The 14,242-nt window shown below is 53.1% G+C and carries 10 protein-coding genes; 4 read left to right on the top strand and 6 right to left on the bottom strand.

All coding sequences use genetic code 11. The features are described 5' to 3' along the window. On the bottom strand, positions 1 to 6,020 hold a 6,020-nt coding region (locus AC6R0L_RS10690), incomplete at its 3' end, for a VCBS domain-containing protein (RefSeq protein ID WP_500629117.1). Between the two features lie 415 nt (positions 6,021 to 6,435). Here AC6R0L_RS10690 and AC6R0L_RS10695 point away from each other — a divergent pair. From AC6R0L_RS10695 to AC6R0L_RS10705, 3 genes are all read left to right on the top strand, one after another. Further along, entirely contained in the window at positions 6,436 to 7,740 is a 1,305-nt protein-coding gene (locus AC6R0L_RS10695; protein ID WP_500629118.1) for a TolC family outer membrane protein, read from the top strand. Position 7,741: 1 nt separating this feature from the next. Next, positions 7,742 to 8,350, top strand: a complete 609-nt coding sequence (locus AC6R0L_RS10700) for an OmpA family protein (protein ID WP_500629119.1) — start codon at positions 7,742 to 7,744, stop codon at positions 8,348 to 8,350. Between the two features lie 112 nt (positions 8,351 to 8,462). Next, complete coding sequence (locus tag AC6R0L_RS10705; RefSeq protein ID WP_500629120.1) at positions 8,463 to 8,816, top strand: DUF2750 domain-containing protein; 354 nt, start codon at positions 8,463 to 8,465, stop codon at positions 8,814 to 8,816. Between the two features lie 78 nt (positions 8,817 to 8,894). On the opposite strand, the gene queC is transcribed toward AC6R0L_RS10705, so the two are convergent. Then, on the bottom strand, positions 8,895 to 9,581 hold the full coding sequence (queC, locus tag AC6R0L_RS10710; RefSeq protein WP_500629121.1) for a 7-cyano-7-deazaguanine synthase QueC: 687 nt from the start codon (positions 9,579 to 9,581) through the stop codon (positions 8,895 to 8,897). Between the two features lie 11 nt (positions 9,582 to 9,592). Beyond that, complete coding sequence (gene queE, locus AC6R0L_RS10715) at positions 9,593 to 10,261, bottom strand: 7-carboxy-7-deazaguanine synthase QueE (protein ID WP_500629122.1); 669 nt, start codon at positions 10,259 to 10,261, stop codon at positions 9,593 to 9,595. A 151-nt stretch (positions 10,262 to 10,412) separates the two neighbouring features. Here queE and AC6R0L_RS10720 point away from each other — a divergent pair, with 151 nt between their 5' ends. Beyond that, positions 10,413 to 11,228: a Cof-type HAD-IIB family hydrolase gene (locus AC6R0L_RS10720; RefSeq protein WP_500629123.1), complete on the top strand. Its 816-nt coding sequence runs from the start codon at positions 10,413 to 10,415 to the stop codon at positions 11,226 to 11,228. Positions 11,229 to 11,298: 70 nt separating this feature from the next. On the opposite strand, the gene AC6R0L_RS10725 is transcribed toward AC6R0L_RS10720, so the two are convergent. The 3 genes from AC6R0L_RS10725 to AC6R0L_RS10735 all read right to left on the bottom strand — a co-directional run. After that, the gene (locus AC6R0L_RS10725) at positions 11,299 to 11,772 is read right to left on the bottom strand and encodes a GNAT family N-acetyltransferase (protein ID WP_500629124.1); all 474 of its coding nucleotides are present in this window, start codon (positions 11,770 to 11,772) and stop codon (positions 11,299 to 11,301) included. 129 nt (positions 11,773 to 11,901) lie between these two features. Beyond that, a complete protein-coding gene (locus tag AC6R0L_RS10730) occupies positions 11,902 to 13,779 on the bottom strand; it encodes a propionyl-CoA synthetase (RefSeq protein ID WP_500629125.1) in 1,878 nt (625 codons plus the stop codon). Between the two features lie 40 nt (positions 13,780 to 13,819). Continuing rightward, positions 13,820 to 14,242, bottom strand: a 423-nt coding sequence (locus AC6R0L_RS10735) for a PrpF domain-containing protein (RefSeq protein WP_500629126.1), incomplete at its 5' end; no start/stop codon positions are given.

Below are 14,242 nucleotides of genomic sequence, written 5' to 3' on the forward strand. Positions count from 1 at the left end.
CTGCCGCTATCATCGCCTGTGATTTTCGCGCCGTCGTTCGCACCATTGATGGTGATGGTCACCACCTGCTCGGTGCCGTCTTCCGATTTCACCGTGAAGGTTTCTGTCAGTGTATCGTCCACGTTCAACGCATCGACCGTCTCGTTGCCGTTATCCAGCACGTAGGTCCACTTGCCGTTCGCATCCACACTGAACGTGCCGTACTGGCCCGCCGCATCGGTTTGCGCCTGGAACACGTTGTCTGTGTTGTCCACGTCGCTTGCGAGCAAGGTGCCCGTCGCGGTGTTATCCGCCGCGTCTTCGGTCACGCTGCCGCTATCATCGCCTGTGATTTTCGCGCCGTCGTTCGCACCATTGATGGTGATGGTCACCACCTGCTCGGTGCCGTCTTCCGATTTCACCGTGAAGGTTTCTGTCAGTGTATCGTCCACGTTCAACGCATCGACCGTCTCGTTGCCGTTATCCAGCACGTAGGTCCACTTGCCGTTCGCATCCACACTGAACGTGCCGTACTGGCCCGCCGCATCGGTTTGCGCCTGGAACACGTTGTCTGTGTTGTCCACGTCGCTTGCGAGCAAGGTGCCCGTCGCGGTGTTATCCGCCGCGTCTTCGGTCACGCTGCCGCTATCATCGCCTGTGATTTTCGCGCCGTCGTTCGCACCATTGATGGTGATGGTCACCACCTGCTCGGTGCCGTCTTCCGATTTCACCGTGAAGGTTTCTGTCAGTGTATCGTCCACGTTCAACGCATCGACCGTCTCGTTGCCGTTATCCAGCACGTAGGTCCACTTGCCGTTCGCATCCACACTGAACGTGCCGTACTGGCCCGCCGCATCGGTTTGCGCCTGGAACACGTTGTCTGTGTTGTCCACGTCGCTTGCGAGCAAGGTGCCCGTCGCGGTGTTATCCGCCGCGTCTTCGGTCACGCTGCCGCTATCATCGCCTGTGATTTTCGCGCCGTCGTTCGCACCATTGATGGTGATGGTCACCACCTGCTCGGTGCCGTCTTCCGATTTCACCGTGAAGGTTTCTGTCAGTGTATCGTCCACGTTCAACGCATCGACCGTCTCGTTGCCGTTATCCAGCACGTAGGTCCACTTGCCGTTCGCATCCACACTGAACGTGCCGTACTGGCCCGCCGCATCGGTTTGCGCCTGGAACACGTTGTCTGTGTTGTCCACGTCGCTTGCGAGCAAGGTGCCCGTCGCGGTGTTATCCGCCGCGTCTTCGGTCACGCTGCCGCTATCATCGCCTGTGATTTTCGCGCCGTCGTTCGCACCATTGATGGTGATGGTCACCACCTGCTCGGTGCCGTCTTCCGATTTCACCGTGAAGGTTTCTGTCAGTGTATCGTCCACGTTCAACGCATCGACCGTCTCGTTGCCGTTATCCAGCACGTAGGTCCACTTGCCGTTCGCATCCACACTGAACGTGCCGTACTGGCCCGCCGCATCGGTTTGCGCCTGGAACACGTTGTCTGTGTTGTCCACGTCGCTTGCGAGCAAGGTGCCCGTCGCGGTGTTATCCGCCGCGTCTTCGGTCACGCTGCCGCTATCATCGCCTGTGATTTTCGCGCCGTCGTTCGCACCATTGATGGTGATGGTCACCACCTGCTCGGTGCCGTCTTCCGATTTCACCGTGAAGGTTTCTGTCAGTGTATCGTCCACGTTCAACGCATCGACCGTCTCGTTGCCGTTATCCAGCACGTAGGTCCACTTGCCGTTCGCATCCACACTGAACGTGCCGTACTGGCCCGCCGCATCGGTTTGCGCCTGGAACACGTTGTCTGTGTTGTCCACGTCGCTTGCGAGCAAGGTGCCCGTCGCGGTGTTATCCGCCGCGTCTTCGGTCACGCTGCCGCTATCATCGCCTGTGATTTTCGCGCCGTCGTTCGCACCATTGATGGTGATGGTCACCACCTGCTCGGTGCCGTCTTCCGATTTCACCGTGAAGGTTTCTGTCAGTGTATCGTCCACGTTCAACGCATCGACCGTCTCGTTGCCGTTATCCAGCACGTAGGTCCACTTGCCGTTCGCATCCACACTGAACGTGCCGTACTGGCCCGCCGCATCGGTTTGCGCCTGGAACACGTTGTCTGTGTTGTCCACGTCGCTTGCGAGCAAGGTGCCCGTCGCGGTGTTATCCGCCGCGTCTTCGGTCACGCTGCCGCTATCATCGCCTGTGATTTTCGCGCCGTCGTTCGCACCATTGATGGTGATGGTCACCACCTGCTCGGTGCCGTCTTCCGATTTCACCGTGAAGGTTTCTGTCAGTGTATCGTCCACGTTCAACGCATCGACCGTCTCGTTGCCGTTATCCAGCACGTAGGTCCACTTGCCGTTCGCATCCACACTGAACGTGCCGTACTGGCCCGCCGCATCGGTTTGCGCCTGGAACACGTTGTCTGTGTTGTCCACGTCGCTTGCGAGCAAGGTGCCCGTCGCGGTGTTATCCGCCGCGTCTTCGGTCACGCTGCCGCTATCATCGCCTGTGATTTTCGCGCCGTCGTTCGCACCATTGATGGTGATGGTCACCACCTGCTCGGTGCCGTCTTCCGATTTCACCGTGAAGGTTTCTGTCAGTGTATCGTCCACGTTCAACGCATCGACCGTCTCGTTGCCGTTATCCAGCACGTAGGTCCACTTGCCGTTCGCATCCACACTGAACGTGCCGTACTGGCCCGCCGCATCGGTTTGCGCCTGGAACACGTTGTCTGTGTTGTCCACGTCGCTTGCGAGCAAGGTGCCCGTCGCGGTGTTATCCGCCGCGTCTTCGGTCACGCTGCCGCTATCATCGCCTGTGATTTTCGCGCCGTCGTTCGCACCATTGATGGTGATGGTCACCACCTGCTCGGTGCCGTCTTCCGATTTCACCGTGAAGGTTTCTGTCAGTGTATCGTCCACGTTCAACGCATCGACCGTCTCGTTGCCGTTATCCAGCACGTAGGTCCACTTGCCGTTCGCATCCACACTGAACGTGCCGTACTGGCCCGCCGCATCGGTTTGCGCCTGGAACACGTTGTCTGTGTTGTCCACGTCGCTTGCGAGCAAGGTGCCCGTCGCGGTGTTATCCGCCGCGTCTTCGGTCACGCTGCCGCTATCATCGCCTGTGATTTTCGCGCCGTCGTTCGCACCATTGATGGTGATGGTCACCACCTGCTCGGTGCCGTCTTCCGATTTCACCGTGAAGGTTTCTGTCAGTGTATCGTCCACGTTCAACGCATCGACCGTCTCGTTGCCGTTATCCAGCACGTAGGTCCACTTGCCGTTCGCATCCACACTGAACGTGCCGTACTGGCCCGCCGCATCGGTTTGCGCCTGGAACACGTTGTCTGTGTTGTCCACGTCGCTTGCGAGCAAGGTGCCCGTCGCGGTGTTATCCGCCGCGTCTTCGGTCACGCTGCCGCTATCATCGCCTGTGATTTTCGCGCCGTCGTTCGCACCATTGATGGTGATGGTCACCACCTGCTCGGTGCCGTCTTCCGATTTCACCGTGAAGGTTTCTGTCAGTGTATCGTCCACGTTCAACGCATCGACCGTCTCGTTGCCGTTATCCAGCACGTAGGTCCACTTGCCGTTCGCATCCACACTGAACGTGCCGTACTGGCCCGCCGCATCGGTTTGCGCCTGGAACACGTTGTCTGTGTTGTCCACGTCGCTTGCGAGCAAGGTGCCCGTCGCGGTGTTATCCGCCGCGTCTTCGGTCACGCTGCCGCTATCATCGCCTGTGATTTTCGCGCCGTCGTTCGCACCATTGATGGTGATGGTCACCACCTGCTCGGTGCCGTCTTCCGATTTCACCGTGAAGGTTTCTGTCAGTGTATCGTCCACGTTCAACGCATCGACCGTCTCGTTGCCGTTATCCAGCACGTAGGTCCACTTGCCGTTCGCATCCACACTGAACGTGCCGTACTGGCCCGCCGCATCGGTTTGCGCCTGGAACACGTTGTCTGTGTTGTCCACGTCGCTTGCGAGCAAGGTGCCCGTCGCGGTGTTATCCGCCGCGTCTTCGGTCACGCTGCCGCTATCATCGCCTGTGATTTTCGCGCCGTCGTTCGCACCATTGATGGTGATGGTCACCACCTGCTCGGTGCCGTCTTCCGATTTCACCGTGAAGGTTTCTGTCAGTGTATCGTCCACGTTCAACGCATCGACCGTCTCGTTGCCGTTATCCAGCACGTAGGTCCACTTGCCGTTCGCATCCACACTGAACGTGCCGTACTGGCCCGCCGCATCGGTTTGCGCCTGGAACACGTTGTCTGTGTTGTCCACGTCGCTTGCGAGCAAGGTGCCCGTCGCGGTGTTATCCGCCGCGTCTTCGGTCACGCTGCCGCTATCATCGCCTGTGATTTTCGCGCCGTCGTTCGCACCATTGATGGTGATGGTCACCACCTGCTCGGTGCCGTCTTCCGATTTCACCGTGAAGGTTTCTGTCAGTGTATCGTCCACGTTCAACGCATCGACCGTCTCGTTGCCGTTATCCAGCACGTAGGTCCACTTGCCGTTCGCATCCACACTGAACGTGCCGTACTGGCCCGCCGCATCGGTTTGCGCCTGGAACACGTTGTCTGTGTTGTCCACGTCGCTTGCGAGCAAGGTGCCCGTCGCGGTGTTATCCGCCGCGTCTTCGGTCACGCTGCCGCTATCATCGCCTGTGATTTTCGCGCCGTCGTTCGCACCATTGATGGTGATGGTCACCACCTGCTCGGTGCCGTCTTCCGATTTCACCGTGAAGGTTTCTGTCAGTGTATCGTCCACGTTCAACGCATCGACCGTCTCGTTGCCGTTATCCAGCACGTAGGTCCACTTGCCGTTCGCATCCACACTGAACGTGCCGTACTGGCCCGCCGCATCGGTTTGCGCCTGGAACACGTTGTCTGTGTTGTCCACGTCGCTTGCGAGCAAGGTGCCCGTCGCGGTGTTATCCGCCGCGTCTTCGGTCACGCTGCCGCTATCATCGCCTGTGATTTTCGCGCCGTCGTTCGCACCATTGATGGTGATGGTCAATGCTGTGGAATCACTCGCACCGAGATCATCCGTTACTGTAACAGGCACAGTGATTATAAGTTCTTCGCCTTCTGATAGTTGATCGTATGAGGATGCGTCAAACACATAAGTCCCGTCTGGGTTAAGAGTCAACCCTTCGACTATTTCTGAAGTAGTAAAAACAAGATTTGAACCTGGAGGAAGGTCTACATCTGTAGCTGTGATAGTTCCAGTTACAGTGGAATCTTCGTCTACTGCTACATTTTCCGGTATCGCCACCGGTGCGTCATTCACCGGAGTCACGTCAATATTTACAACGAGCGTGTCTGTACCGCCATTGCCATCATCAACAATAACAGTGAAGCTATCTGGGCCGTTGTAGTTTTCATTAGGCGTGTATGTCCACGTGCCGTCTGGGTTGACGACAGCAGTACCATTAGTAGGTGCAGTAGATTGAGAATAAGTTAGGGTATCTTGAGTATTCTGATCGGTAGCGGTTAGCGTGCCACTGATCGGTGTATCTTCGTCAGTAACAACCGTCGTACTTTCACCCAACGGGTCGTTGGTGATGTCAACAAAAATAGGGGAGAATTGAGGGTTTAATAAAGCGAGACTCTGAGTAGTCGATAATCCAATTGACTCCAAACCTGAAGTATCAAAGTTCGTACTCGCTAAGGCTTCTACCCCATCACGCTCAATCGTTCCCGTTGGGGTTAGCGATGAGCCGGAGGTTCCACCGGCGGCGGTGGCGAATTCATCGCCTAATTGGGTTGGGTCTACGCCTTCTTCTAATGCAGCGAAAATGGCATCGATTTCACCTGTGATGTCCGTGAGGTCACCACTGTCTTGAACCAGGTTTACGCTGACTTCAGGATTTGATGCGGATTCAACGAGGCTGGCATCGCCGGAAATGACAACTTCGCCGGGAAGGAGTTGTTCTCCTTCATTGACGATTCTTACATTGCCATTTTTATCAATAACAATGATTTGACCACCGGCTAGGTTACCGATCAATGCATGCGTGACAAAACTCATAACGCGCCTCTAATCCTTTCTAATGATCTCTGCTTTAATGTGATGATGGTAAGCAAAGACTTATTAATCACAGCTATAAATTAACACTACGCGTTAATTCAACAAACCGATTTCTAACCCTGTCACTTTGCAACATTTTAGATACAAGCGGCAGGTCACAACTTTTATAAACATGAACCAAGATCCCATTTTTATCGCACTTAAACTGAAACGTCGTATCGATAAATTAACAAAATTGACTAGGTCCAGGCTCCGAATTCTGTTGCAACTTTAAAGGTTATATAAATGTTAGCCTACGTTAGTCACAATCACCGTAAAGTGCTAGCTCATTGACACCATAAATGGTTTAATCTCATTTATGAGACGTGGGTGTTCGCTATCATGCCCGCTCGTTGTATCTCATGGAGAATGAAAGTTGAATTGGAACACGTTGAAAGTGGTGGGCTGCTTGGTAGCTCTTAGCTGTCCAGCTCATAGTCAAACACTCGAACAAGCGGTCGCTTATACCTTAACGACCAATCCTGACATCAAAGCATCGTTTAACGAATTCATGAGCAAAGTCTATGACGCCGAAGCCGCGTCCGGGGCCTATTTGCCGTCAATCGATCTCGATGCAGGCATTGGCTACGAAGCCGTTGATCTCGCAACCGGGGTTGAAAATGACCTCAACCGCAAAGAAGCGACTCTGTCTCTTACCCAGTTATTGTGGGATGGTTCATCAACCCTGAACGATATGGACCGCACGGCGGCAGACGCAGAGTCGGTGCGTTTTCAATTGTTGGCAGAAGCGCAAGACATGGCGCTTGAAGTAGCGGACATCTATTTAGACGCGGTCAAGGCATTCGAAGTTCTGCAACTTTCCGAGAGCAACCTCGCCATTCATAAAGAGATCTACCGTGATATTAAAAGACGCGTCGAGTCCGGTATTGGTTCGACAGCCGATTTGACCCAAGTTGAAGCTCGTATAGCGAAAGCTCACGGAAACTTGCTGGCCGCTCAGAACAATTTGTTCGATACCCACACTCAATTTCAGCGCGTGGTGGGTCAATCACCTCAAGGTTTGACTTTTCCTCGTGCCGATCAGACGGCTATTCCTTATACGTTAGACGAAGCGCTCAACAAAGCTTACGAGACTCATCCCGTCATCAAAGTCGCGCAAGCGGATGTCGATTCAGCACGCTTTCAATATGAGCAGACCAAAGGCGTCAACTTCCCTACGCTGTCCATTGAAGCCAATCAGACGTGGCGCGACGACGCTGGCGGCTACGAAGGTTCTGCGGAGGAGTTCTCCGCCATGCTGCGTATGCGCTATAACCTATACAATGGCGGATCGGATGCAGATCGCACTGAAAGCGCAGCGTATCAGCTAAATAAAGCCAAAGATTTCCGTGACCGCACATTCCGCTCAGTTGAGGAGAGTTTACGTCTCTCATGGAGCGCGCTGGACCTTACCTTACAGCAAAAAGAGTTTCTGGCTGATCATGTTGACTCCGCCTCACAGACGGTCATTGCTTACAACAAACAATACCGACTGGGCAAACGTACACTCCTCGACTTGCTCAACACGGAGAACGAGCTGTTTGAAGCCCGCAAAGACTATCTCGATGCGAAATACGATGAGCAGTACGCCAAATATCGAGTGATGAACGCCACTGGCAACCTACTATCCGCCCTTAGAGTCAACACCCCAGAGCCATGGAACCAAGCTGTAGAATACTAATATGAAAGTCTCAATTTTTGCCCTTATCCTATCGTGTGCCACACTTTCAACGTCGGTATTATCTGACGATGAGTTTGACTATATTCAACCCCCAAAACCCATCCAAATCGCCGATCTCGAAGACGACGACAATGACGGCGTGGTCAATGCGCGCGATCTCTGCCCGGGTACGCCTGAAAAAGCGGACATCGATAATGATGGCTGTGGCACCTTCGTCAAAACCTCGCAGGCGTTAAGTTTGCATATTTTGTTCGATAACAACTCTACTGAAATCGCGACACCGTTTTACCCACAAATAGAATCGATGGCTGCGTTTCTTGACCAATACCCTGAAACCTCGATTGAGTTGCAGGGATTTGCCAGTAAAACTGGCAACTCTGAACACAATCTCGCGCTGTCGAAGCAACGTGCAGAAGAGGTACGCCAGGCGCTGGTTGGCTATGGGGTAACACCGAGCCGAATTCGCGTTGTGGGTTTTGGTGACAACGTCTCTGACACGGGTGAAGACGAAGTCTCACATGCCATGAACAGAAAAGTCGTTGCCAGTGTGGTTGGGCATAAAGGTCACGTCAAAGAAGAGTGGACGATCTTTACCACGATTCCGAAATAACGCCTTGTGCGTCAGTTTTGCTGCAACTTGATGGCAGAAACGTCGCACAGGAGTTTCGCTTCTTGGTCCAGAGTGCTACCCTACAGCCGAACTACTTTAAGAGAGCTTTACAATGAGCAAATTAACATCAGATATCCAAGCTAACTTGGAACTATTCGTCGCAGAAACGCAACAGAGCAAACTGGTTTGGGGCATGCGTAACGAAGAAGGTTGGCTATCTTGCGACTCTTCAGAATTTGAGAACAGCGAAGTGATGCCGTTTTGGTCCTCAAAAGAGGATGCTCAAGCGCATAACGTTGAAGAGTGGGCAGACTTTGAAGTCCTAGAGATCCCTCTGGATATCTTTGTTGAAGATTGGCTATTGACGCTCGCAGAAGACGGCGTGCTCATCGGCACCAACTGGAACGCACAATTGGAAGGCAAGGAAGTTGAGCCTTCTGATCTCGCTAAGCTTTACCTCGCGTAAGCGCTTTGCCATCAGGTGTTCCTGTAAAAACATTAACGCCCTGCACTTGCAGGGCGTTTTGTATTTCACAAAAATTGGTTAGCGCTGCTTCTCTGCAAGCTCTGCCATAACCACCTCTTTGTTGTCGAGATAGGCGTCAAGGCCCGCTCTACGCAAATCACACGAAGGACAGGCACCGCAGCCGTCCCCGATGATACCGTTGTAACACGTCAGAGTTTTCTCTTTGATAAGAGAGAGTGCTTGATATTGATCTGCCAGTGCCCACGTTTGCGCTTTATTGAGCCACATCAGTGGTGTCACAATCTCCAGTGGTCGGTCCATCCCTTTCACCAAGGCGCTGTTCATTGCTTTAACAAACTCATCTCGGCAATCTGGATAACCTGAAAAGTCGGTTTCACAGACACCAGTGATGAGCGCCTCTGCACCAATCTGATAGGCGTAGATGCCCGCAAGAGTGAGAAACAAGATATTGCGCCCAGGCACAAACGAGTTCGGCAAACCGTTCTCTTGCAGTTCATGAGAAACAGGAATGTCATCGCGCGTTAGTGAGCTAATCGCTAACTCATTGAGAAGACCCACATCCATGACTTTGTGCGCTGCGACACCAAGCTCTTTCGCTAGGTTTTGTGCCACCTCAATTTCAAGTTTGTGGCGCTGGCCATAATCAAAGGTTATCGCGTGCACTTCATCGTACTCTTGCAGTGCTTGAACCAAACAGGTAGTGGAGTCTTGTCCACCACTAAATACGACGACCGCTTTCTTCATCTTCAATTCCTTTAAGCAATACTCAAATACTTGTGCGTCTGAATAGATAACCGCCAGTTGCGCGAGATGCAAGTATAAATACAAAGTTGTGTCGCGCGCGGCTTTTGACTGATCGGTTGCAATGCAATGGTGGTGCGACTCGGCACCTTCGCACGGCTTAGCAAAGTATCCAGCTGATCGATGTCTTTTTGTGTGCCAACCGGATGCTTAATTTCATTGGCGCGAAGTAGCGCGCTATCCAGCACCGGAAGCTTACCTTTCATAGCGATTTTTGGTGACACTGTCACCCATGTTGTTTCTGTCGCAAGCACCTCATAAGTGCCGCTGGTCTCAATTTGGCACTGACAACCGATCGCTTCAAACGCTTCGGTCAAAGGCGTTAAGTCATAAAGACAAGGTTCGCCACCCGTGATCACAACATGTTTGGCTTGATAACCTTGAGCGACATATTGTTCAACGATCGCACTCGCGTCTGCGCGGCACCAAGTGGGTGAATCGCCTTGCTTGACCACGATCTGTTTAAACGAGGTTTCATCTTGTGGCGTCGCAGCCCAGGTCTGTTTGGTATCACACCAAGCGCATCCGACAGGACACTCTTGCAGGCGCACAAACACCGAAGGAACCCCTGTAAAGACCCCTTCACCCTGGATGGTTTCAAACAATTCATTCACTTTATACAAGGTTAATCAGCCCAATTTGTCATCTAATCATTTTGCAAGGGCGAGACCATAAAGGAGCTCGGCGTTTAGGTCAACTAAATCATAAATTGATCATTAAGCGATGAAGGATTATTCTGCGAGACTTTGTTTTTGCAAATTTAAGATGCCCGTTATGTACAAATTGATCGCACTGGATATGGATGGCACCCTGCTCACCAGTGATAAAACTATAAGCCCTCGCACCAAACAAGCCATTGCCAAGGCTCGTGAACAAGGCGTTAAGGTCGTGCTTGCCTCTGGCCGCCCAATCGATGGAATGCGTGGTGCGATTGAAGAACTTGGCCTCTATGCTGACGGCGAGTTTGTTGTCTACTTTAACGGCTCTATGGTGAAAGAGCTCGGCGGTGATACGGTCATTCACCAAGCGATCATTGATGGGGCGAGTGCAAAACGTGTTGCTGCGCTAGCTAAACAGCTTGACCTGTATTGTCATGCATTCAGCAGTGAACTAGGCCTTATCACGCCAGAGATGAATGAATTTACCGGTATTGAGTCCACCATCAACAAAATTCCTGTCACCTTGATGGATTTTGACGAGTTGCATGACGACCATGAAATCATCAAAGCGATGATCGTGGGTGCGCCAGAGAAGCTCACCCAAGCTATCGGTGATATTCCCGCTGATTTTCACGGCGACTTCACCATAGTGCAAAGTGCCCCCTTCTTCCTGGAATTTTTGAGCCAGCAGAGCAACAAAGGCGTCGGCGTCGGCGCGATTGCCCAGCACCTCGGTATTGAGGCTGATGCCGTGATCTGTATGGGTGATGCGGAGAATGATCACCACATGCTCGAATACGCTGGGTTAGGCGTAGCGATGGAAAACGCGATGGAAGGCACCAAAGCCATCGCCAATCACATCACCGCGAGTAATAACGACGATGGCGTTGCCTTAGTGATTGAGCAGTTTGTGCTCAACGCCGATAACTAAGCGGTAAGCGCAACCCAATCAATGAGGCCGTGTGACGGCCTCATTACTTTTTATCGCATGACCAAAACGGTTATTTCAGTGTCTTCTTCAACCAATGGATATGAGGCTCAAACCCCAATCGGTCATAGAGAGCTAAGGCACTTTGGTTGAACTGCCACACTTCAACAAACATCTCTTCGACACCATATTGCTCAAATCGATGCGCCATCTCATCACACAACTGTTGAGCCACACCTTGTTGGCGATAGGTGGGCAACACGTACAACTCATCCAGTGATCCCATTTGCAACGGTTGGCTAACGGTAGAAATCAGTTCACAAAAGTGACCAGACACAAAGCCGACAATCTGTTGGCTTGATACATCCAATGCGACCAAAACCAAGCATTCAGGGTTATCGAGATAACGCGCAATACTCTTCTCTTGCTCTATCTCTTCGGCAGATTTGAAATAGTCCGGCGACTGTTGATGATGCTCATCATGGAGCTGAAACATCAATTCGTTGAGGGTATCGAGGTCTTGCGCGATGGCGCTGCGAATCTTCATGCTGAGGCGGTTTTACGGTAAAGCATTAGTTTGGGTCGCAAACTGCGCGATTGCAAGCGTTGCAAAGGATTATTGACGATAACCTGCGCGCCGCCCCAATAACGAGCGGATGGCGCGCAGAATGACGGGTTAAGAGTTCAGCGCTTTCATGATTTCATCTAGGCTGGTTGGGTCATCAATGGTCGATGGGACTGTATACTTTTCACCATCGGCGATTTGACGAATGGTGCGGCGCAAGATTTTACCAGAGCGCGTCTTGGGTAGGCGCTCCACGACCAGCGCGTGTTTAAAGCACGCCACCGCGCCAATCTCATCACGCACTTTGCCAATCAGTTCACCTTCGAGCTCTAGTGAATCAATCTTCACACCATCTTTTAGCACTACAAAACCGAGTGGCAGTTGCCCTTTCAAATCATCATGAATTCCGACCACCGCGCACTCTGCAATCGCGGGATGCGCACCGACAATCTCCTCCATCTCGCCCGTGGAAAGGCGATGACCCGCCACGTTAATCACATCATCAATCCGCCCCATGATGAACAAGTAGCCCTCCTCATCAAGATAACCGCCGTCCCCTGAAACGTAGTAGCCGGGAAATTGACTCAAATAGCCGGACTCAAATCGGTCATGATTGCGCCACACCGTCGGTAGGCAGCTTGGCGGCAGAGGCCGTTTAAGGGCCACAAAGCCTTGCTGACCAGGCGCTGCGATCTCCCCTAGCTCATCCAAGATGTCGACTTGATAGCCCGGGATTGGCTTGGTTGCCGAACCGGCTTTAACGGGCATCGCTTCAATCCCTATCGGATTACCTGCAATCGCCCAGCCCGTTTCGGTTTGCCACCAGTGATCGATCACAGGCTTGCCCGTTTGCTGTTCAACCCACTCTAGTGTGGGCGGGTCAAGCCGCTCGCCGGCCATAAAAATCGTCTGCAGTTTGGACAAATCGTACTGGCGTAGAAACTCCCCTTGCGGATCCTCTTTCTTGATAGCGCGAAATGCCGTCGGCGCAGAAAACAGCACATCCACTTGATACTCTTCACACACGCGCCAGAAAGCACCGGGATCGGGCGTTCTTACCGGCTTGCCCTCAAATAAAATGGTGGTGCAACCATGAAGCAGCGGCGCATAGACAATATAAGAGTGACCGACTACCCAGCCGACATCCGATGCCGCCCAGTACACGCCTTCTTGCGGTACGTTGTAGATGGCGCTCATTGAATACTTCATCGCTACCGCATGGCCGCCATTATCGCGCACCACGCCTTTGGGTTTGCCGGTCGTGCCGGATGTGTACAAGATATAGAGCGGATCGGTTGCCAATACAGGCACACAGGCATGAGGCAGCGCCGCCTCAAACGCCTGGTGCCAATCGACATCTCGCTCATGTGTGAGTGCTGCTTGGCACTGTTCACGCTGCAACACAAACACCGCTTCCGGTTTCCAGCGGCTATCCATGATCGCCTTATCGACCATCGGCTTGTATTCAATCACTTTATTGATCTCTATGCCGCAAGAAGCCGTAATGACTACCTTAGGCTCGGCATCTTCGATGCGCACCGCGAGCTCGTTAGGTGCAAATCCGCCAAACACCACCGAATGAATCGCACCCAGCCGAGCACACGCCAGCATCGCCATGGCGGCCTCTGGGATCATCGGCATGTAGATGACAACGCGATCGCCTTTGGTGACGCCTTGCGCGCTGAGCATTCCTGCAATTTTAGCCACTTGATCACGCATACCTTGATAGGTGTAGCGCTTTTTGGTTCCTGTCACAGGGGAGTCATAAATCAGCGCCGTTTTGGCGCCGCGTCCCTGCTCACAATGGTAATCGAGCGCGAGCCAGCAGGTATTCATCACACCGTCAGGAAACCAGCGTTCAATCCCGTTGTCATCCTCCGCTAATACCGTGGTTGGTTTTTCAAACCAATCAATCGCTTCGGCTTGTGCTTGCCAGAACTGCTCTGGCGATTCTTTTGCCCATTGATACTGCTTTTGATACTCAGACATGCTGCTTCCTCCAGACTGTCTTTAGCTATTGGCACTCTGGTTATTGAACAGAGTGAAAGACATCGGAGGGAACACGCACAACGCCCTCCATCAAAATTCTTGCGCTGCGGCCCATACTGACTTGCCGAGCGCACCATTGCCCACCTTGCTCATCGACTTTTGCGCCGACGGTTAAGGTGCCAGACGGATGACCAAAGGTGACTTGGTCACGCTCGCCGCCGCCCGCCGCTTGATTGACCAGCGTGCCCGGTACGCACGCCGCCGCAGCGATAGCCACCGCTGCGGTGCCCATCATGGCGTGGTGCAACTGTCCCATCGACATCGCCCTGACCAAAAGATCAATATCGCCCGCCTCAACCACACTTGCACTTGATGTGTGATAAGTATTAGGCGGTGCCACAAACGCGAGCTTCGGCGTGTGCTGGCGAGTCGCAGCCTCTGAGAGGTCCTCTATCAGCCCCAT

It is taken from the genome of Vibrio sp. R15-SG3-ISO1A (assembly GCF_059833955.1).